Origin of the sequence: Burkholderia sp. MSMB0856 (assembly GCF_001524645.2) — a bacterium.
Lineage (GTDB): Bacteria > Pseudomonadota > Gammaproteobacteria > Burkholderiales > Burkholderiaceae > Burkholderia > Burkholderia diffusa.
Window position 1 is genome coordinate 2,124,388 of sequence record NZ_CP013427.1, and the last position, 20,848, is coordinate 2,145,235.

Here is a 20,848-nt window from a genome sequence, read left to right on the forward strand (position 1 = left end):
TTACATCCCCCGTCGGCGCGCGGCGATTCTCTGCAGCACGCTGAACACGCCGAGCGCGAGCAGCAGCCCCGCGACGACGCCGACCACGCCGAGCACCACCGGGTGCCGCGCCGCTTGCGTCCAGACGCGCGCGTACCACGGCACGAAGCCGACCACGTACGGCTCGCCGACGCGCAGGCTGTCGACCTGCCCCGGCCGCACCAGCGCGAGGTCGCCCTGCAACTGCGACACGAGGCCCGGCTTCTCGAACACGTCGAGCAGATCGGCCAGACGCGCCTGGTCGGTCGCCGTCAGCGCCACGACGCTGCGGCCATGGCTGCCCGGCAGCTCGAACCCAGCCAGCGCCGCGAGCGAGCCCGTCTGTTCGATATGCGCGCCGCCGTCGGCCATGCCGACGCCGTTGCGCCAGCGTTCCTTCACCGAGAACGCGACACGCGTCGCGCCCGTGCCGGCCTGCTGGTCGATCGACAGCGGCAACGCCGCGCGCCAGTGCGACAGCAGCGGCGACGCGGGCGAGCCGTCGATCACGAGCAGGTCCTTGCGGCCCGCGAGCGCGGCGACGTCGCCGGGCCGCGCGACCTGCACGCGCAGCGCCGGGAAGCCGGTCCACTGCCCCATGTGGCCGAGCATCGTCAGGTAGGCTTCCAGCTCCTGCGGCGACGGCCGGTCCGGCATCACGACCGCCGTCTGCGACAGGTCGGCGAAGCGCGTGAACGGGAAACCGCTGTTCGCGAAGAACGCGAGGTTCGGCAATTGCGCGTAATGGACGAAGTGCGAGAAGTCGATCGTCGAATCCGGATCGATCGCCGCGCGCTGCGGCTCGGTCGCGGTGCTCGAGCAGAGCCCCGTCTTCTGCGAATCGAGCGTGAAGCGGAACTGCAACTGGTTGCCGCTGCCGACGCGGAACGCCGGAATGTCGACATCGCTCGTCACGCGCCCTTCCGGCACCGACAGCAGCGGCAGCTGCATGCGCCCGCGCGCGTCTTCCGCATGGGCCGGCCCGAGCCGGTACGACTTCACGAGCTGTTCGTTGATCTCGACGGCGAGCGTCGAGTTGTCCTGCACGGTCGGCGCGGTGTAGCGATAGCGCAGCGTGATCGGCACGCCCGAGCCGTTCCACGAATGCAGATCGGCCGGCACGCGCAGGTTCAGCCGGATCGCGTCGGGCGACGTGCCGCGCACTTCGAGTTCGCGCGGGTCCGACACCAATTCGCGGAATGTGATCGGCCGGTTCACCGGCAGCCAGCGCGGTGCGTCGTACGGCTTGCGCGGCGCGCCGAGATCCACGTGCGCGACCGTCGCCGCCGGGCCCGACAGCGCCGCGCGGCCGAGCACGAGCGCCGCGACCGCGTCGTCGACCTCGGCGGCCGTGCGGCCCGTCACGACCAGCAGTTTGCGGCCCGGCGCGGCCGGGTTGTCGGCGACGGCGAGCAGCGGGCCGTTGACCGACGGCAGCGCGAGGCCGGCCGGCAAGGTCGCGGCCGTGCCGACCACCACCGCCTGGTCGTCGGCCGGGAGCGTCGCTGCAACCGGGAAGCGCGCCTGCCGGTAGTCGGCCTGCGCGCCGAACCACGACGCGAGCACGCCGGCGCTGCGCAGCGTCGCCGAGTCGGGTGACGCCGGCAGCACGAACGGCAGCCGCAGGAGCCCGTTGTCGCGCCGGTCGAAGAACGGCGCGGGCAGCAGCGCGAGATCGTTCGGCAGGCGCACCGGCGACTCGTCGAGGATCAGTTCGCTCGTCGGGCTCACGTCGGCCCACAGCGCCGAGCTCGACGGGTCCTCGCAGTGGTCGAGCGAGTAATGCGCGATCAGGCGCAGGCCGATCTGGTTGAAATCGGAGAAGTAGCGGGGATCGATCGGGATGTCCTGCGTGACCGTGCGGCCCGCGCGCGTCGCGTCGAACGGGACGGTCGCGACCACCTCGCCGTTCATCGACACCTTCAGGTGTGACATCGGGAAGACCAGCGACGGCGAATACGCGTAGGTCAGGCGCAGCCGCGCGCCGGTGACCACGCGGTCGAGCCGCACGCCCGCATTGATCGTGCGCGCGTCGTCGGCGCCGCGCAGGTGGACCGGATCGAACGCGCCGAGCGACGCGAACGGCAGGTGCACGGTCGTCGCGGGCTGGCCGGCGGACGCCGTGCTGGCGGCGCTCGGCACGGCCGCGCCGCTGGCGGTCGCCGTCACGGCCGGACTGCCGGCAGACGCCGAAGCGGCCGCAGCCGGCATCGGCGCGGCCGACAGCGCGGCCGCGTGGAACGCGCCGAACGTGGCGAGCGACAGGACGAACAGCGACGCGGCCGGCTTCATGCGCGGCCCCGCTTCGTCAAGATCGTCCGGTCATCAAGCGCGCCGCAACCGACGCGCGCAAAGCAGCTATGCCCGTGAGTGCACATCCCCACTGCTTCCCCTCAAAGTCTGGCCTGAATGCATTTATCGAAACGACGCGGCGAATCATTTTGCTGCCGATTCGTCGGACAGCGCGCACCGGGCACCGGCGCTCGCACATTCGTCACACTATCTCAAAATCAAGACAAAACTCACCCTGATTCGTGCTGACGAAGCGAAAAACAACTCAATCCGGTCGGAAATGCTGCGCGTCGCGATGGAATGGCAAGAGTTACACCGTTGCCGCCGGCCAGACCGACCGGCATACTGCCGGCGCTGCCGAACCGGCGGTCCGGCGCCCCGGGAAACCGGCCGGATGCCGGCGGCGGCCCGTTGCGGGCCGCCCGGAACGCGCTGCCGCGTGAGCGGCGCGTATGCTACCGCAAGCCCGGGCCGCGTGCTGAGCTTTCTTCATGGAAAACTGACTTGGATCAAATCGTCGACACCGCCACCCCGTCCTCCGACACGCTGCTGCGCATCATCGCCGCGCAGACCGAGATTGCGAAACTCGGTCTCGACCTCGGCAGCGTGATGGCTTACGTGACCGAGCAGGTGCCGCAGCTCACGGGCGCGAGCGGCGCGGCGGTCGAATTCGCCGAAGGCGACGACATGGTGTACCGCGCCGCATCTGGCTCCGCCGCCGGTATGCTCGGGCTGCGGCTGCGCCGTTCGGGCAGCCTGTCCGGCCTGTGCGTGACGCGCGGCGAACTGCTGCACTGCAAGGATTCGGAATCCGACCCGCGCGTCGACCGCGATGCGTGCCGCCGGGTCGGGCTGCGCTCGATGCTGGTGATGCCGCTCACCCACGCGGACACGACGGTCGGCGTGCTGAAGGTGATGTCGCCGGACATCGACGGTTTTTCGGCCGCCGATGCCGGGACGCTGCGGCTCACGGCCGACCTGATCGCCGCCGCGATGTTCCACGCGGCGCGCAACGAGGCCAACGAGTTGTACCTGCGCGCGACGCACGACGCGCTCACCGGCCTGCCGAACCGCGCGCTGTTCTACGACCGCCTGCGCCAGTCGATGCATACGGCGCTGCGCGCGAACGGCCGGCTCGGCATCCTCAACATCGACATGGACGGGCTCAAGCCGATCAACGACGGCTACGGCCACCGCGCGGGCGACGCCGCGCTGCGCGAGATCGCCGCGCGGATGCAGCGCGCCGTGCGGCGCTCGGATACGGTCGCGCGCGTGGGCGGCGACGAGTTCGCGGTGATCCTGCCGAACATCGGCAGCCGCGACGACGTCGATGCGCAACGCGCACGGCTCGCCCGGCAGGTCGGCGAGCCGTTCGAATTCGAGGGACATCCGCTGCGGCTCGGCGTCAGTGTCGGCGTCGCGATGCTGCCTGACGACGGCACCGACATGAACGTGCTGATCGAGCATGCGGACCAGGCGATGTACGAGGTGAAGCGCACGCGGACGCAGCGGGCGGCGCACGCGTAACCCGCTTGACCGGCCCGGGCCTCGGCCGTCCGGCCGGTCACGGATGGTTAGCCGGCCCGCGCCACCGCGATCGCCAAACCGACCACGATCCACTGCACGATCGCGACCAGCACACCGGCACGGCACAACCCGACCGCACCGCGCACCCGCGCGTCGAGCGCGCGTCCGGCCTTGCCTGCGTCGATCCAGCCGAGGTCGGCAAGCGCGCGATCGAGCGCGGCCAGCCCGTCGTCGGCCGACGCCTCGCCCGATGCCGTGCGCGCGAGCGCGGCGAACAGCCGCCGGTCGATCTCGATGCGCACCGCGTACCACAGCGCGGCAATCCCCGACCCGGTGCTGATCACGGCCAGCAGCACACGCGCGATCGTCGCCGGCGGCCAGCCCGCCGCAATCCACCAGCCCGCGCCGGCCGCGGCCAGCGCGGCCGCGATCGCCCACGCGCCGGCGTCGAGCGCCCCGCGCGCGGCGGCGATCCTGAACGGTGCGGACGGGTCGCGCATCACGCCGCTCCCGTCGCGCGGCGGCGGTCGATCCAGTCCTGCAGCACGGCCACGCCGTCGTCCGACCATACCGCGCGCGGCCGCATCGCCCGCACTGCGGCAAGCGCGTCGCGCGCGTCGCCGAGCCCCCGCCGCGCGGCGAGCCAGGCAGCCGCGCACAGCACGCTGCGCCCGTAGCCGAGCGCACAGCAGATCAGCACGTCGCGCCCGTCTGCGTGCAGGCGTTCGAGCGCCGCGACGGCCGCCTCGAGCTGCGCCGCGGTGGGCGCGACGAGGTCGAGCTGCGGCACCGACGCATACGCGAGCGACGCGTCGGCCGCGGCCCAGCGCGGCATCTCGGCCGTCAGGTCGACGAGCGCGGTGAAGCCGTGGCGTCGCAGGTCGCGCGTGGTCGGTGTGCGGCCGATCGACACGCGCTCGTCGATCCGCGCCGGCGCCGGATGCCGGAACGTCCACACCCGCGAGTTGACGAACGCGCCGGCGATCGTCGGTGCGAGCAGCCAGCGGATGAACATCGGGAAACGGCCCGCGTTGTCCTTCTGGAACGCACCGGGCGCGCCGCGCCGGTAGATCCACGCGACGCACGCGAGCGCCAGCGCGGCCCACCCGGCCGCCAACGCCCAGCCCGGCGCGCGCGACACGCAGCCAAGCGCCACCAGCGCGACCAGCGCCGCGCCGAACGCATAGCGGCGGGCGAGCGCGCGGCCGCCGGCGGACGGCGAACCGGTCGCGCCCGGCAGTCGCCCCGCGGCGTCACGCAACGGAAACAGGAATAGCGCCAGACAGCCGACGGCCGCACCGGTCGGCACGTCGATCGCGTGATGCTGGTAGGTCGTCAGCACCGACACGCCGATCGCCGCGAACCACGGATGCAGCACGAACCGAGCGACCGTGCCGCGCAACTGCTTCGCATAGACGGCCCACAGCACGACGAGCAGGCCGATGTGCAGCGACGGCGCCTGGTTGAACGGCTTGTCGAACCCCATCAGCAGCGTGAACAGCGCGCCGGCCACGCCGCCCGCGTCGGGCCGCTCGAAGCCGAAGCGCAGCGGCCACGCGACGAAGCACGCGACCGACACCAGTTGCACGGTCAACAGCCGCTTCACGTGATCGAGCAGATCGTCGCGGCGGGTCCAGAAGAAGAACGACAGCGCGTACAGCAGGTCGATCGACCAATACGGCACGATGGTCCACGGCACGAACGGAATCGCATGTTCCCAGCCGAACGCGAAGGTCGGCACCACGGCGCGGCGCGCGGCGAGCCAGTTCGCGAAGCCGTACGAGGAAAAAAACACCGCGCCCATCGCCGCGAGCCAGCCGACGCGCAGCGCGAACGACGCGTCGCGCGCACCGGCCGCCGACTCGGCGAGACTGTCGCCCGCGCCGCCGCCGAACGCGCTCATGACGCGTCGACCCGCTGCGCGAGGCTAACCGTGAAGATGCCCATCTCGTCGATACGCTGGTCGAGCTTGCGAAAGCCCGCGCGCGCGACGAGCTCGTCCATCTCGGCCTGCGAGCGGCGGCGCATCACCCAGGTCGCGTCGCCGCGATGATTGTTCAGCGCGCGTGCGATGAATTCGAGCTGCGGATGCCACGGCTGCCCGGTATAGACGAGATAGCCGCCGGGCGGCACCGCCTGCGCAAGCCCGCGCAGCGAGCGTTCGATCAGCGCGTTCTCGCCGAACAGTTCATACAGCCCCGACACGATCGCCAGCGTCGGACGCGGCTCGAGCGTCGCGAGCGACGCCTCGTCGAACGCGTCGCCGCGCTCGAAGCGCGCGATCGGCTCGAGACCGCGCTGCGCGATCAGCACACGCCCTGCCTCGACGTTCGGCGGGCTGTAGTCGCGCAGCGTGATGTCGTCGGGCGCCGCGCCGTCGCGTTCGGCGGCCGTCGCGATCGCGTCGAGCACATAGCGGCCATGCCCGGCCGCGATGTCGACGATCCGCACCGGTTCGCCGTGGCCGCGCAGCCGGCCGATCGCCGCACCGATCAGTTCCTGCAGATGCACCTTCCGCTGACGGATGCCGACCCAACCCGGCGAATCGAGATAGGTGCGGTCGATCAGCGCGCCGACGCCGAGCCGGCCCTGCGCGCGGTTGCGGTAGACGTAATCGAGCGTCGAACCCGAATCGAAGCCGAGCCGCAGCCCGAGCGCGATGCCGTCCGACAGCGCGCCGCCGGCCTTCAGACCCGCCCGCGTGATCGCCCAGTACGCCCGTGCGAACGGGTTCGCAGGCGGGCGGCCGAGCGCCGCGTATTCGTCGTGGAATGCGCCGCGCCGGTCGGCGTCGGCCAGCGACACGCGCGGGCTCGGCGTATCGAACTCGCGCAGCACGAACGCGCGCAGCGGCGCGAGCGCCTGCGCGCGGTCGCGCTCGCCGAGCGTGTCGTGATAGAAGCCAGGCAGCACGATGCGCTCCTTGCGCGCGGCGCCGAGCCGCTCGAAGAAGCGGTCCTGCGGGCCGCGATGCACGACCCAGTCGGCGCCCGAGATCAGCAGCTGCGTCGGCACGGTGATCGCGGCCGCATCGGCGACGATCCGCTTCGCGGTGTCGTGCAGGTCGAGCAGCATGTTCACGGCGATCGGCCGCGTGATCAGCGGATCGGCCGCATAGCTGGCGATCCGTTCGGGATCGTGCGTGAGGAATTTCGGTTTCACGTAGCTGTTCACGTAGAACAGCCCGCGCAGCTTGTGCATCAGCCGCAGCCCCGGCCGCGCGAACGGTACGTAAAGCTTGATGTGGAACGCCGGCGACGCGACCACGAGGCAGCGGATCGGCGGCGCGTAGTCGTGTACCCAGGTGGCGGCGAGCACCGCGCCGACGCTCTGGCCGACCACGGCCATGTCCTCGATCGCGATGCCGTGCGTGTCGCGGATATGCTCGACGAAGGTCTGCAAGTCGCGCACCGACGCGGCCGCGCTCGGGCTGTAGCCGCGCGCGCCGGGCGAACGGCCGTGACCGCGCGCATCCCACGCAAAGAACGCGAAGTCCGGCAGGTCGAGCTCGTCGACGAGGTGCGCGACACGCGCCGAATGTTCGTGGCCGCGATGCAGCAGCACGATCGCGCCGCGGCAGCGCGGGCCCGTCGCGGGCCAGTGGCGATAGAACAGCGTTTCGCCGTCGTGCGTGATGAAGTCGGCCTCGCGGGCCGTGCGTGCGTTCATGCGATCTCTCTCGTTTCGTTATTCGAATCATGCGGCGCCGCCCTCCGGCGCCGGTCCCACTACGGCCGTCAGCCGCCCGCTTCGGCGATCCCGGCCTGCACGCGCCGCACCACCGTCACGATCGACAGCACGATCAGCACGCGCCACAGCCATGCGGCGACGCTGCCGACCGGTAGACCGAAGCCGATCCACAGCGCGAACGCACCGAGCGCGAGCGCACGGTCGCTCTTGCCGAACGGGCCGTCGTAGCGGCGCGTCGCGCCGGCGAGCGGGCCGATCAGCCCCGCGCATTCGACGATGACCGCCGTCAGCGCGAACAGCCAGACGTCCGCCGCGGCGAACGCCGAAATCGCGAGGAACGGCAGCACGAGCGCGACGTCGGACACGACGTCGCCAAGCTCGTTCAGGTACGCGCCGAGTGTGCTCTTCTGCCCGTGCTCGCGGGCGAGCATGCCGTCGATCGCGTTGAGCGCCATCCGCACGAACAGCCAGATCGGAATCAGCAGGAACAGCACGCGGGCGAACACGCCAAGCCCCGCGAGCGCGCCGACGACGATCGAGCCGCCGGCCGCGAACAGCGTGACCTGGTTGGCGGTGACGCCGCGTTCGGCAAGCGAATCCGCGAACGGACGTAGACGATTCTGGAATTTCGGTTTGAGTGCGTAGAGGCTCATCGTTTTATTGATTCTTCACGTTCGGACACGTTTGCCGCTGCCCCGCCCCGGGCAGCACGCCCGTCGGCTTCGGCTTTCGACAGGTGGTCGTCATCGTCGCCGAGCGGCCCCGACGCGTCAAGCCGCGCCCCGCGCCGGCCGCGCCGGGCAATCTGGCGTTTTCGACGGAAACTCGCGATAATCCGCTGGCCCACGAGCGCAGCAATTCATTCGAACTGTGACCGGGCGCTCGTGCAACAGCCGATTATCACGCCGTCGAACGGCGAATTCGCCGCGACGCAACACCCGCCGGCGCATCGTCCGATTATCGCGGCCCTGCGACAGGCAGCCACGAATTTGAAAAAACTTAAACAATGGCCGTCCGGCGCGCGTCCTGCTGCGCCGGCATTCCGGGATTCCGCCCGCCGCGCATGCGCGGCCGCGCGGGCATGCATGCAGGAGGCGCCGCGCCGATGAACATCCTGAACGTCTGGCAGCGCGATTTCCTGCTGTCGATCGTGCGGCTGGTCGCCGGTGCGTATCCGGTCTGGCATCAGGCGCCGCCTTCCCCGACGCAGAAGATCTACTTCTCGAACCATACGAGCCACATCGACACGCTCGCGATCCTCGCCGCGCTGCCGCGCGACGTGCGCGCGGTCGTGCGGCCCGTCGCCGCGCGCGACTACTGGGACAGCAGCAACGTGAAGCGTCACATCGCGCAGAAGCTGCTGAACGTCGTGCTGATCGACCGCCACCGCGAAAGCGGCGGCGACCCGTTGGACCCGGTGCGCGATGCACTGCGGCAAGGCCACTCGATCATCATCTTTCCGGAAGGCACGCGCGGCGCCGAAGTCTTGCCGCAGCCGTTCAAGAGCGGCCTGTTCCATCTCGCGACCGAGTTTCCGGAGGTCGCGCTCGCGCCGGTCTATCTCGAGAACCTGCAGCGCATCATGCCGAAGGGCGCGATCTGGCCCGTGCCGCTGATCTGCAAGGTGCACTTCGGCGCGAACGATGCGCTCGGTGCCGGCGAAGACAAGCCGACCTTCCTCGCCCGCATGCGCGACGCGATCGTCGCGCTCGCGCCGCCGCAGCGGCCGGCCGGCTGAACGCGGCGCCCTCCTCTCCCTTTTCCGGACCTCTCCATGCGAACTCTCTTCTGGGAACTGGTCGCAGGCGTCACCGGCGTGCTGGTGCTCGCGACCGTGATCGGCGCGATCCTCGGCGCGCGCAGCGGCGGCACCAGCGCGACCATCGTCAACCTGAACCAGCGCATCCGCGCGTGGTGGGCGATGATCGCGATCATGGTCATCGCGATCGGCCTCGGCAACAACGTCACGTATCTGGTGTTCGCGCTGCTGTCGTACCTGACGCTGCGCGAATTCATCACGCTCACGCCGACGACCCCAAGCGACCACACGACGCTCTTCATCGCGTTCTTCATCGCAATTCCGGTGCAGTACCTGCTGCTCGGGATCAACTGGTACGGGATGTATTCGATCTTCGTGCCGGTGCACCTGTTCTTCGCGATGTCGCTGGTGTCGGCGCTCACGCAGGACACGCGCGAATTCCTGAGCCGCAACGCGAAGATCAACTGGGCGCTGATGGTCTGCGTGTATGGGTTGAGCCATGCGCCGGCCGTCCTGATCCTCGACATCCCGCGCTACGCCGGGCAGAACGCGTTGCTGCTGTTCTTCTTCCTGTTCGTCGTGCAAATCAGCGACGTGCTGCAGTACGTGGTCGGCAAGCTGTGCGGGCGCCGCAAGATCGCGCCGCGCCTGTCGCCGTCGAAGACGGTCGAGGGCTTCGTCGGCGGCGGCCTGCTCGCGACGCTGTGCGGCGCGTCGCTGTATCGCGTGACGCCGTTCAGCTTCGGCGCGGCGTTCGGGATCTCGCTCGCGATCGTGATCGCGGGCTTCGTCGGCGGCCTGGTGCTGTCGGCCGTGAAGCGCTCGCTCGGCACCAAGGACTGGGGCTCGATGATCGCGGGCCACGGCGGGATGCTCGATCGCGTCGATTCGATCTGCTTCGCGGCGCCGGTGTTCTTCCACCTCGTGCGCTACGTGTACGTGTAATACCGGGACGGCGCGACGCCGTCCGGTCCCGATTACTGCACGCTCGATCTCACGCACAGCGCGGTCGACGACGGCGTGCGGTTCAACGTCGTGCGCGACGATGTGCGCACGACGTGCAAGTCGCTCGGCAGCAAGCGGCGCTTCGCCCGCGAATCGGTCGCGCTGCTCGACCTGACCCGGACCTGCGCGCGCCGCATCATGCCGGTGCCGTATCGGCCGTTTGCGGACGCGCGAGCTTGAATTCGCCGACCGTTTGCGCGAGCTGCGCCGCCTGCTCGCGCAACAGCGCCGCGGCCGCGGCGGACTCCTCGACGAGCGCCGCGTTCTGCTGCGTCGAGTGATCGAGTTGCGACACCGCCTGATTCACCTGCGCGAGGCCGGTGCTCTGCTCGTTCGCCGCGACCGACATTTCCGCGATCACGCTCGTGATGCCGCGCACGCCCTCGACGATCTCGTCCATCGTCGCGCCCGCCGTGTGCACGAGCCCCGACCCGCCCTCGATCTTGTCGACGGACGCCTGGATCAGCTGCTTGATTTCCTTGGCGGCCTGCGCGCTGCGTTGCGCGAGCGTGCGCACCTCGCCCGCGACGACCGCGAAGCCGCGCCCGTGCTCGTTCGCGCGCGCCGCCTCGACGGCTGCATTCAACGCGAGAATGTTGGTCTGGAACGCGATGCCGTCGATCACGCCGATGATGTTCGAGATTTCGTTCGAGGCCGCCGTGATCTCACCCATCGTCGCGACCACCTGGCTCACCACCTCGCCGCCGCGCATCGCGACGCCCGACGCCGATTCCGCGAGCCGGCTCACCTGCGTCGCCGCATCGGCCGAGTTGCGCGCCGTGCCGGCAATCTCCTCGAGCGCCGCCGCGGTCTCCTGCAGGCTCGACGCCGCGTGCTCGGTGCGGCTCGACAGGTCCTGGTTGCCCTGCGCGATCTCCGCGCTCGCCACGCTCACCGATTCACTGAACCCGCGAATCTGCAGCAGGATCGCCGAAATCTTTTCCGCAAACACGTTGAACGCGCGCGCGATCTGCGCAGCCTCGTCGTTGCCGTCCGCCCGCAGCCGTTTCGTCAGGTCGCCGCTGCCGCTCGCGACATCGGTCAGCGCATCGCGCACCAGCAGCACGCGCTTGAATGCCGCATTCGTCAGCGCGCCGACGAGCGCGGCCGCGATACACGCCACGATGACGATGGCCACGAGCGTCGTCGTCGCGACCGCGCGCATGCCGGCCGTCACGTCCGACCGATCGAGCGCCATCACGAGCGACCAGTCCGTGCCGGCGATCGGTTGCGCACGGAGCAGCTTGGTCACGCCGTCCACCGCGATCGCCACCGGCTCGCTCGCACGCTGCAGGCCAGCGAGACGATCGGGTGTCAGTTCCGGCGACAGCTGCACGGCCGGCTTCATGATCAGGTCGGTCTTCACGCCCGCGATGAGGCGCCCGCCGCGGTCGACGAGAAACGCGAAACTCGCCGGCGTCGGGTGCATCGACGCGACGATCGCGCTCGCGCGTTCCATGTACAGACTCGCCGCCAGCACGCCCTTCAGCGCGCCGCCGCGCATGATCGGCACCGCAAATGCAAAAGCCGGCTTGCCGGTCGATGCGTCCTGGTACAGCGCGGTGACGACGAGCCGGCCGGCCTCGACCGCCTGCTTGTACCACGGACGCGCGGTCGGATCGTAACCGGACGCGAGCGGGATGTTCGAGAACGCCGTGTGGTCCGGCAGGCCGAGCGTCAGCACCTGGAACCCACCCGACTTGCCGAGCAGCGTCAGGGCCGGCAGCGGATCGCCTTCGCCGATCGCCAGCGTGTCCGCGAGCGCCTGGGTCTGCTGGGCGCGGCTCGCGACCCACTCGTCGAGCGCCAGCGCATGGCCGGCGAGGACCGAACGCAGGTTCTGGTCGATGGTTTCGTCGTTGTGTCGCTGGACGACCTCGTATACCAGCCCGCCCGTGACGGCGAGGGCCGTCACGACGATGGCGACGCAGGTTGCCACGATCCGGGCACGAATTGATGACAGCATGATGACGGCGATCTCCGGTTGCGCGTTGTTATCGAACAGTCAAATGAGTACGCAAACGGGTTTAACGACCGGTCGGGAGGCAACTTGAGGTTGGACTGGTCAGACCGCTCAAAAAAAACCGGAAGCCCCCCGGGCAGCAGCCAGGCGGATCGATATCGCCGAGGGCTCAACGCGCCGGCGGGATGGGAGCCATTGCAGGCGAACGCGTCGACCACGCGGATCGCCGTCGCGACCTGCCGATTCCGTGAGCGCGAACGTGACGGCGAGCGAGCGGCCTGGTGGCCGCGCACACCGTCACGCCGTCACGCCGGATCGGGCAAGTCGATCGCCAGCAACGCCGAGCTGACCGACTTGCCGTGCGCGTCGAGCGCGAGCGAGCGCGTGACGCCGCCACCGAGCGCATCGCGCAGCACGAAGTTGAACGCGGCCAGCGCCGGCAGTTCGTAGCGCACCACATCGCCGTGCACGATGCCCGCGAGCCATGCCTTCACCGCCGGCGCATCGAGATGCGCGCGCAGGTGTTCGTAGTGACGCGGATCGCGGCAGATGACCGACACGTTGAGCGTATTGCCCTTGTCGCCGGTGCGCGCATGCGCCAGTTCACGCAGTTGCATCATGCCTCCACGAACGAAAACGACGGCGTTACGTCCGTGCGCGGCAACAGCACCGACTGCACCGCGATCACCTCGCGCGTCGACTTGAACGCGCCGCCGCCGCCGGCCGGGCCGTTCGTATAAAGCGTCTCGACTTCGTCGCCGATCCGCGCGGCCTCGGCGGCGCTCGCCGCACGGCCGGCCACGCGCACGCGCACTTCGGCCGGCTCGCCGCGCACGGCAGGCGTCGCGTCGCCGTACAGCGAATCCACGCCGATCAGGTCGAAGCGCAGTTCGGTCGCGGCCACGCCGGTCAGCGCGAGCCGCTCGCGGACGATGTCGAGCGCGAGCCGCGCGCGCGCCAGCGCGCCCGGCCCCCCGTACGAGATCTGCCCTTCGCCGATATGGCCGTCGACGTACGCGACCGACACCTTCAGCGTGTCGGTGCGCGCGCTGCCGCGCCCGCCCGTCACGCGCACGCGGTCCGGCGCCTCCTCCGTAACGGACACGCGCGTGAAATCCGCGACGACGTCGGGCTGCAGGTAGCGCGCCGGGTCGTGAATCTCGTACAGCAGCTGTTCCTTGCAGGTCGCCGCGCTCACGCGGCCGCCCGCGTGCGGCACCTTGGTGATCACGACCGAGCCGTCGGCCGCGACCTCGCCGATCGGGAATCCGAGCCGCGCGAGATTCGGCACGTCCTTGTAGCCGGGGTCGGCGAAATAGCCGCCCGTCACCTGCCCCGCGCATTCGAGCAGATGGCCGACGACCGTCGCGGCCCCGAGCGTGTCCCAGTCGTCCATTCGCCAGCCGAACGCGTGGATCAGCGGCGCGGCGAACAGCGACGGATCGGCGACGCGCCCGGTCAGCACGACGTCCGCGCCGGCCGCGAGCGCGTCGACGATCGGCGCGGCGCCGAGATACGCGTTCGCGGACACGATGCGGTCGCGATATGCGGCAACCTCGTCGCCCGACTCCTCGAAACGGAACGCGCCGCGCAGCACGACGTCGAGCACGTCGTCGCCTTCGACCGCCGCGACCTTCAGCCCCGCGAGGCCGAGCGACTGCGCGATCCGCGCGGTGCGCCGCGCGGCCGCGCGCGGGTTCGCCGCGCCCATGTTCGACACGATCCGCACGCCCCTGGCCGCGGCCACCGGCAGCACGGCATGCATGCGCGCGTCGAGCAGCGGATCGTAGCCGAGCGACGGATCCTTGCGCCGCGCCTGCTGCGCGATCGCGATCGTGCGCTCGGCCAGGCATTCGAAGACGAGATAGTCGAGCTGCCCGTGCTCGGCCAGTTCGATCGCGGGCTCGATCCGGTCGCCCGAATAGCCGGCGCCCGCGCCGATGCGTACGCGCCGTTCGTGTGATGGCTTTGCTGTCATGTCGATACCGTGGTCCGGCGCTCGCGCGCCGGGGAAAAATCAGAAGACGCCCAGCACGACGCACGCGATCGTCATCACGATCGAGGCGCCGAACAGCAGCGGGAACGTGAATTTCTGGTGCTCGGCCAGCTCGATCCCGCACAGGCCGACGACGAGGAACGTCGCGGGCGTCAGCGGGCTGACCGGAAACCCGGTCGTCATCTGGCCGAGCAGCGCGGCCTGCCCCACGTGCACGGCCGGCACGCCGAGCTGGCCGGCCACTTCCGCGATCACCGGCAGCACGCCGAAGTAGAACGAATCGGGATCGAACAGCATGCTGAGCGGCATCGACGCGAGGCCGAGCGCGACCGGGATGTGGCCGGCCATCGACGGCGGCACGAAGCCGACCGCCGCCTGCGCCATCGCCTTCAGCATCCCGCTGCCCTGCATGATGCCGGTGAACACGCCGGCCGCGAGCAGGATGCCGGCCATCATCAGCGCCGCGCGCGCATGCGCGTCGATGCGCTTTCTCTGCATGTCGACGTCCGGGTAGTTCACCATCAGCGCGACGCACAGGCCCACCATGAACATGATCGCGGGCGGGATCTTCTCGCCCATCACGACCATCGTGCCGAGCACGACGAGCGTCAGCACCAGGTTGAACCAGAACAGATGCGGCCGGCGCAGCGCCTGCTCGTCGGGCGTCAGCTCGCGTGTCGGCAGCGGAATCGACGCATCGTCGCGCGACAGGCCGAGCCGCTTCTCCTCGCGCCGCCCGAGCCAGTACGCGACGCCGAACACGAACACCAACCCGATCGCCTGCACCGGAATCAGCGGATTGAACAGCGCCGACACCGGCAGGTGCAGCGACGCCGACGCGCGGATCATCGGCCCCGTCCACGGCAGGAAGTTGATCCCTGCCGCCATCGACACGGCAGCGGCCAGCACGCGCCGGTCCATCTTCAGACGGTCGTACAGCGGCAGCACCGCGGGAATCGTCACGAGAAAGCAGACGGCGCCCGAGCCGTCGAGATGGATCAGCAGCGCGAGCAGCGTCGTGCCCATCACGATCCGCGTAGGCCGCGTGCCGACCGCGCGCAGGATGCGGTCGATGATCGGGTCAAGCATGCCGGCATCGGTGATCGTCCCGAAATAGAGGATCGCGAACACGAACATCCCGACCACGGGCGCGAGGCCCTTCAGCCCGTCGATCACGAATTTGCTGGTATGCAGCCCGAAGCCGCCGATGAGCGACGCCGCGATCGGCACGATGATCAGCGCCACGAGCGGCGACATGCGTCTGGACAGAATCGCGGCCAGCAGCACGACGATCGTGCCCAGCCCGAGTAACGGCAGCATCGGTGTCTCCTACCTTGTCTTTTATTGGAGACGAGCGTAAGGTCGGCGCAGCAATAGCACAATTGAAATGATTTGATCGCAGCAATCACGAATCGTTATGGATCTGAACCTTCGCGACATTCGCGCGTTCGTCACCGTCGCGCACGCCGGCAACTTCACGCGCGCCGCCGCGCGGCTGCATCTGTCGCAGCCGGCGCTGACCGTGCAGATCCGGCGGCTCGAGGAAATCGTCGGCGCGCGGTTGTTCGACCGCAACAGCCGCAGCGTCGCGCTCACGCAGACCGGGCGCGAACTGCTGCCGCTGCTGCAGCGCTCGCTCGACGACATGGAGCGCGTGCTGCGCGATGCGCGTGCGCTCGGCGAAGGCGCGAGCGGCACGGTGCGGCTCGCGTGCCTGCCGACGTTTGCGTCGAGCATGTTGCCGGAGCTGATTCAGTCGTTCCGGCGCGACGTGCCGCGCGCGGCCTTCGACATTCGCGACGGCGTCGCGAGCCTCGTCACCGCGCTGGTGCGCAACGAGGAGGCCGATCTCGGGCTGACCGGCGGCGATGCGTTCGACGCGTCGCTGGACGTGCTGTACACGGGCGCCGACCGGCTCGTCGCCGTGTGCCCGAAGGATCATCCGCTCGCGCGCAAGCGGCGCGTGCGCACCGCGGATGTCGCCGCCGTGCCGCTCGTGCTGACCGCACAGGGCACAAGCGTGCGCAGCGTCGTCGATGCCGCGCTGGAGGCAGCCGGCTGCACGCCCGACATCGCGTGCGAACCGACTTACATGATGACGGCCGTCGCGATGGTGCGCGGCGGCCTCGGCGTGACGATCCTGCCGGCGACCGCGCGCGAGGTGCGCGCCGAACCCGACCTCGTCCCGAAGCCGATCGACGACCCCGCGTTCGTGCGGCCGATCGCGCTCGTCGCGAAGCGCGGGCGCACGCTGTCGCGCGTTGCGCAGGCGTTCGCCGACGCGATGCTGGCGGAACTGAAAAAGCGCGCGTGAGCCGCGCGCCCTCGACGACGGCCGGCCGCCGGCCGAACGCTTATTGCGGGTCCGGCTGGCCCGGATCGACGTGCAGTGATTCGCCGATCGCATAGAAGTTGCCGCCCGCGATGTAGTGCAGGCTGCGCAGCGCCGGATCGGCCGATTCGAAATACCAGTGGCCGTCGCGGAACACGCGCGTGTCGGACCACGCGCCGACCACCTCGCCGATGAACAGGTCGTAGGTCTGCTGGTTGTGCGGCTCGGGAATCAGCTTGCATGCGAGCCAGCCCGAACAGCCGGCGACGAACGGCAGGTCGTGGCCTTCGACGTCGAACAGCGTGACGCCCGCCTCGCGCAGCTTGTCCAGCCGCTCCGCGAGACTGGCGCTGCCGACCGCATGCGTGAGCTGCAACTGCGCGGCCGTCGGCACCTGGATGACGAAGGTGCCGCTGCGCTCGACGAGCTCGCGCGTCTTGGCCGACTTGTCGAGCACGACCGTCAGCTTCGGCGGCAGGAAGTCGAGCGCGCAGGCCCACGCGGCGGCCATCACGTTGTCGACGCCGTCGTGACGGGCCGACACGAGCACGGTCGGGCCGTGGTTTAGGAGACGGTAGGCTTTCTTCAGCTCCACCGGAGCGATGTGACTGTCCATGCGGGTTCCCTGATGAGCGGCACGACGCGTGCCGGCCGAAGGCCGCATTCTCGCACCCTGAGCCAATCGCCGCAGACGGCGAACGCGAGCGCCCAATAACACACCGGGCCCGCATCGCGCGCTTCAATTCATTAAATAATCAATTGATGAATCGACGACGAATGCGTCGCCATCGAAATTCACCTGAAAATCGTGCGGAATTATCACGAATCCGGCAATACGCCGATCTCTCCATCCTGAAATTCAAATCGATTGATGCACAATTCTCAATAATGTGAATCTCTCAATGGACCTTGCCGCAGCATGCGCCTGTCTGCTTTAGGTCACACCGGAGAATTTCGTTTTTGCCGTTCGTCGGCGGCTCGGTAGTCTCCTGCCAATCCGGTTCAAGAAAGCAAGTCAATTGCCAGGAGATGAAATGAAACGCACGACCCTCTCGCTGATTTCGCTCGCATCGTTCGCGGCAATGCCCGCCGCGCATGCGCAGTCGAGCGTCACGCTGTATGGCGTGATCGACACGTCGATCACGTACGTGAATCACGCGCAGGGCAAGGACAATGCCTGGATGCTCGGCAACAGCAGCGCGGGCAATCTCGCCGGCAGCCGGTGGGGCGTGAAGGGCACCGAGGATCTCGGCGGCGGGCTGAAGGCGCTGTTCCAGCTCGAGAACGGCTTCGACCCGAGCAACGGCCGGCAGGGCCAGGGCGGCCGCCTGTTCGGCCGGCAGGCGTTCGTCGGCCTGACGAGCGACCGCTACGGCACGCTCACGTTCGGCCGCCAGTACGATCCGCTCGTCGACCTCGTGCAGGGCATCACCGCCGACAACTATCTCGGCAGCGTGTTCGCGACGCCGGGCGACGTCGACAACTACGACAACAGCTTCCGCGTCGACAACGCGGTGAAGTACACGTCGGCGGTGTATTCGGGCCTGCAGTTCTCGGCGATGTACTCGTTCGGCGGCATCGCCGGCAGCACCGGCGCCGCGCAGTCGTATTCGGCCGCCGTTTCGTACAACAACGGCCCGTTCAGCGTCGCGGGCGGCTATTTCCACGCGACCAACAGCCCCGCGTCGAACGGGCTGCGCAACGGCTGGACCAGCTCGTCGGACGGCACCTTCGACGGCCCGATCAACACCGGCTATGCGAGCGCGCACTCGATCGGCATCGCCCGCATCGCGGGCCAGTACGTCGCCGGCCCGTTCACGTTCGGCCTCGGCTACAGCAACGCGCAGTACCGCCGTGACGCGAGCTCGGTGTTCAACTCGAACGAGCACTACAACACCGGCCAGGGCTTCGTGAACTACCAGGCGACCAATGCGCTGCTCGTCGGCGTCGGCTACAGCTATACGCGCTCGGGCGGCGATACGTCGGCGACCTATCATCAGGTGTCGGCCGGCGCGGACTACAACCTGTCGAAGCGCACCGACGTGTACCTGACCGCCGCGTATCAGCACGCGAGCGGCCGGACGGGCGACGGCAACGGCGGGTCGATGGCCGCGCAGGCGTCGATCGGTTCGTACGGCTATGCCGGCACGAGCTCGCAGACGATGGTCAACCTCGGCCTGCGTCACCGCTTCTGATCGACGACGGCCGGCCGCGCGCGGCATGGCGCGGCCGGTCGATCGGTACCGGATTCGGGAATCGGGGATTCATCGACACACGGCGGCTGCGGCCGCCGTCGTCGTTTCCACGGCCCGCGCAGCGCCGGATGCGCCGCGCGTCATTCCGCTTCGCTGTGCCGTTCACGGCCGCCTTCGCGGCGCATCTGACGCGCCGCGTCAGTATTGGGACCGCACCCGCCTGCCGGCATGCGGGCGATTGCAGTCTTTTTTACCGATTCCGTCCTGTCGCGCGTCGATGCGGCGACAACGACAATGCGCGACACATGCGCCGGCAAATGCAAAGGAAAGTTTGACGCGAGCCATTTGACGGCGCGCTATGGCACACTTCGCGTCTGCGTAATTTCCTTGCACCGGGCGGCCGGATTCCGCCCCATCCTGCCATGCCGCGTCAGACTGCCCGTTCGATGAACCACGCCACGCCGAAGATCGCCGCGACGATCGCGCTGTCGTGCGCGCTGCACGGATTCGCGCGGGCCGACTGCCTCGACGACGCGGCCACGTTCCAGAAGGTGAGCGTGAGCCTGCTGCGCGGCATCGCGCAGGTCGAATCGGGAATGAACCCGAACGCCGTCAACACCAACACGAACGGCACCGTCGACATCGGGCTGATGCAGATCAACAGCACCTGGCTGCCGACGCTCGCGCGCGAAGGCATCTCGCGGGAAAGCCTGTTCGACGCGTGCACCAATGCGTACGTCGGCGCGTGGATCCTGTCGCAGAACATCCGCCAGCTCGGCGCCAACTGGAACGCGATCGGCGCGTACAACTCCGCGTCGCCCGACAAGCGCCTCGCGTATGCGCGCAAGGTCTATGATGCAATCCGGACCATGCCGGATTCGCCGGATACTCCCATGCCCATCCTGCCACCCTCTTTCACGCCGCCGCAGCAGGTGCAGGCGTACAACCCGTTCGCAAGCCTGAGCGTGTCGGCGCCGCCGGCCGCGCGTGCCCGCACGCTCGCGCCGGCCGCCCCGCCGCCGCCGCCGCAAGGCGGGCCCGCCGGCCCGGCCGGCACGTACAACTTCGGCTGGACGGTCACGGGCGCCGACCAGGCCAAGCCGACCCAGGTGTTCGACGACGGCGCGCGAATCTACGTGCAATTCAGCGACATGAAGCACGTGCCGGCGATCTTCACCGAGACGTCGTCGGGCCGCGTGCTGATGTCGTGGGAGCTGCAGTTCCCGTATGCCGTTCTGACGCGTCCCGCGCAAACGTTAATCTTCCAGCTCGGGCCGTTCGAGGCGCGCGCGCAGCGCGGCGCGGCGGGGGCGACCGCTCAGGCAGGCACGGGGACGGCAGCGGGCACGCAGCGTTCGGGCGCGGCGGCAACGGCCGCCACGTCGCCGACGGTGAAGCACACCAGCGATGCGTCGGCCAAGCGCACTGCATCGTCCGATGCACTCTGGTATATCGATACGGCATCGACGTCGGGTTCGGCAGCGACCTCGAGTACGGCAAATACCTCGACGGCATCGACCACGTCGCAGACGCCCGCGACCTGGCCCACCGCAGTGACGTCGAACACGCCGCCCCCCGTCGCGACACCTCAGGCGCCGGCCGCGACGAAGCCGGCTGCGCGCGTCAGCACCGACGCGCTCTGGTATCTCTCGAAGTAACGCACGCGCCGGCCCGCCGCGTCACCCGCGCCGCACCCAGATCACCTTGCCGTCGCGAATGCCGAGGTCGCGGCGCTCCTGGCGATAGTCCATCGTGCCCGGCAGCGACTGGCCGTCGCGCTCGAGCACGCGCCACAGGCAGCCGTCGAGCAGCGCGGCCGCCTCGGTCTCGGTCTTGCCGATCAGCGCATCGTCCGGTGCGGCGTCCGCCTTGCATGCGTTCACGGCGCCCGACGGAGCCGGGTTCATCACCGCGCCGCCGGCAGTCGCGTTCGGGTGTTTCGTGTTCATGTCCGCACATCCTGCAAAGGTTGCGCTCGCAACGAGTGCCACGAGCATCGCGATCGTTTTCTTCATCGGTTTCTCCCTGAAGTGCCCCGGCCGTTCATGCGACGCATGATGTGAGCCGCCGG

18 protein-coding genes are annotated in these 20,848 nt (G+C 69.3%); 7 read left to right on the forward strand and 11 right to left on the reverse strand.

Annotated elements, in window-relative coordinates; genetic code table 11:
• Entirely contained in the window at positions 1 to 2,310 is a 2,310-nt protein-coding gene (gene bcsB / locus WS87_RS11130) for a cellulose biosynthesis cyclic di-GMP-binding regulatory protein BcsB (RefSeq protein ID WP_059815482.1), read from the reverse strand.
• 504 nt (positions 2,311 to 2,814) lie between these two features.
• On the opposite strand from bcsB, the gene WS87_RS11135 reads away from it, so the two are divergent.
• Entirely contained in the window at positions 2,815 to 3,837 is a 1,023-nt protein-coding gene (locus tag WS87_RS11135) for a sensor domain-containing diguanylate cyclase (RefSeq protein ID WP_236873180.1), read from the forward strand.
• Between the two features lie 47 nt (positions 3,838 to 3,884).
• On the opposite strand, the gene WS87_RS11140 is transcribed toward WS87_RS11135, so the two are convergent.
• The 4 genes from WS87_RS11140 to WS87_RS11155 all read right to left on the reverse strand — a co-directional run bounded on the left by WS87_RS11140 (position 3,885) and on the right by WS87_RS11155 (position 8,180).
• Positions 3,885 to 4,337, reverse strand: coding sequence for a hypothetical protein (locus WS87_RS11140; RefSeq protein WP_059815488.1), 453 nt, complete (start codon positions 4,335 to 4,337; stop codon positions 3,885 to 3,887).
• Positions 4,337 to 5,740 (reverse strand): phosphatase PAP2/dual specificity phosphatase family protein, encoded by a 1,404-nt coding sequence (locus WS87_RS11145; protein ID WP_059815492.1) that lies wholly within the window; start codon positions 5,738 to 5,740, stop codon positions 4,337 to 4,339. Before WS87_RS11145 ends, WS87_RS11140 begins: the two co-directional genes overlap by 1 nt.
• Entirely contained in the window at positions 5,737 to 7,506 is a 1,770-nt protein-coding gene (locus WS87_RS11150; protein ID WP_059815494.1) for a bifunctional alpha/beta hydrolase/class I SAM-dependent methyltransferase, read from the reverse strand. Before WS87_RS11150 ends, WS87_RS11145 begins: the two co-directional genes overlap by 4 nt.
• Positions 7,507 to 7,574: 68 nt before the next feature.
• Complete coding sequence (locus WS87_RS11155) at positions 7,575 to 8,180, reverse strand: CDP-alcohol phosphatidyltransferase family protein (protein WP_059691206.1); 606 nt, start codon at positions 8,178 to 8,180, stop codon at positions 7,575 to 7,577.
• Positions 8,181 to 8,263: 83 nt separating this feature from the next.
• Here WS87_RS11155 and WS87_RS33550 point away from each other — a divergent pair, with 83 nt between their 5' ends.
• The 3 genes from WS87_RS33550 (at position 8,264) to WS87_RS11170 (ending at position 10,231) form a co-directional block, all read left to right on the forward strand.
• Positions 8,264 to 8,401, forward strand: coding sequence for a hypothetical protein (locus WS87_RS33550; RefSeq protein ID WP_159085658.1), 138 nt, complete (start codon positions 8,264 to 8,266; stop codon positions 8,399 to 8,401).
• A 231-nt stretch (positions 8,402 to 8,632) separates the two neighbouring features.
• A complete protein-coding gene (locus WS87_RS11165) occupies positions 8,633 to 9,265 on the forward strand; it encodes a lysophospholipid acyltransferase family protein (protein WP_059523822.1) in 633 nt (210 codons plus the stop codon).
• 36 nt (positions 9,266 to 9,301) lie between these two features.
• Positions 9,302 to 10,231 (forward strand): phosphatidate cytidylyltransferase, encoded by a 930-nt coding sequence (locus WS87_RS11170; RefSeq protein WP_059523347.1) that lies wholly within the window; start codon positions 9,302 to 9,304, stop codon positions 10,229 to 10,231.
• A 196-nt stretch (positions 10,232 to 10,427) separates the two neighbouring features.
• On the opposite strand, the gene WS87_RS11175 is transcribed toward WS87_RS11170, so the two are convergent.
• From WS87_RS11175 to WS87_RS11190, 4 genes are all read right to left on the reverse strand, one after another.
• Positions 10,428 to 12,257, reverse strand: coding sequence for a methyl-accepting chemotaxis protein (locus WS87_RS11175; protein ID WP_059815497.1), 1,830 nt, complete (start codon positions 12,255 to 12,257; stop codon positions 10,428 to 10,430).
• A gap of 302 nt (positions 12,258 to 12,559) precedes the next feature.
• Positions 12,560 to 12,871, reverse strand: coding sequence for an AtuA-related protein (locus tag WS87_RS11180; RefSeq protein ID WP_059700641.1), 312 nt, complete (start codon positions 12,869 to 12,871; stop codon positions 12,560 to 12,562).
• Positions 12,871 to 14,232 (reverse strand): acyclic terpene utilization AtuA family protein, encoded by a 1,362-nt coding sequence (locus WS87_RS11185; protein WP_059815500.1) that lies wholly within the window; start codon positions 14,230 to 14,232, stop codon positions 12,871 to 12,873. Before WS87_RS11185 ends, WS87_RS11180 begins: the two co-directional genes overlap by 1 nt.
• Before the next feature lie 39 nt (positions 14,233 to 14,271).
• Positions 14,272 to 15,570, reverse strand: a complete 1,299-nt coding sequence (locus WS87_RS11190) for a CitMHS family transporter (RefSeq protein WP_059523350.1) — start codon at positions 15,568 to 15,570, stop codon at positions 14,272 to 14,274.
• A 97-nt stretch (positions 15,571 to 15,667) separates the two neighbouring features.
• Here WS87_RS11190 and WS87_RS11195 point away from each other — a divergent pair, with 97 nt between their 5' ends.
• Positions 15,668 to 16,564, forward strand: a complete 897-nt coding sequence (locus WS87_RS11195; protein WP_059815504.1) for a LysR family transcriptional regulator — start codon at positions 15,668 to 15,670, stop codon at positions 16,562 to 16,564.
• A gap of 40 nt (positions 16,565 to 16,604) precedes the next feature.
• Here the strand turns inward: WS87_RS11195 and WS87_RS11200 are convergent, their stop codons facing one another.
• A complete protein-coding gene (locus WS87_RS11200; RefSeq protein ID WP_059815507.1) occupies positions 16,605 to 17,198 on the reverse strand; it encodes a flavin reductase family protein in 594 nt (197 codons plus the stop codon).
• Positions 17,199 to 17,616: 418 nt separating this feature from the next.
• On the opposite strand from WS87_RS11200, the gene WS87_RS11205 reads away from it, so the two are divergent.
• Complete coding sequence (locus WS87_RS11205; protein WP_059815511.1) at positions 17,617 to 18,777, forward strand: porin; 1,161 nt, start codon at positions 17,617 to 17,619, stop codon at positions 18,775 to 18,777.
• A gap of 422 nt (positions 18,778 to 19,199) precedes the next feature.
• Positions 19,200 to 20,435 (forward strand): lytic transglycosylase domain-containing protein, encoded by a 1,236-nt coding sequence (locus WS87_RS11210; RefSeq protein ID WP_059815515.1) that lies wholly within the window; start codon positions 19,200 to 19,202, stop codon positions 20,433 to 20,435.
• A gap of 21 nt (positions 20,436 to 20,456) precedes the next feature.
• On the opposite strand, the gene WS87_RS11215 is transcribed toward WS87_RS11210, so the two are convergent.
• Positions 20,457 to 20,792, reverse strand: coding sequence for a hypothetical protein (locus tag WS87_RS11215; protein ID WP_059816357.1), 336 nt, complete (start codon positions 20,790 to 20,792; stop codon positions 20,457 to 20,459).
• Between the last annotated feature and the right edge of the window lie 56 nt (positions 20,793 to 20,848).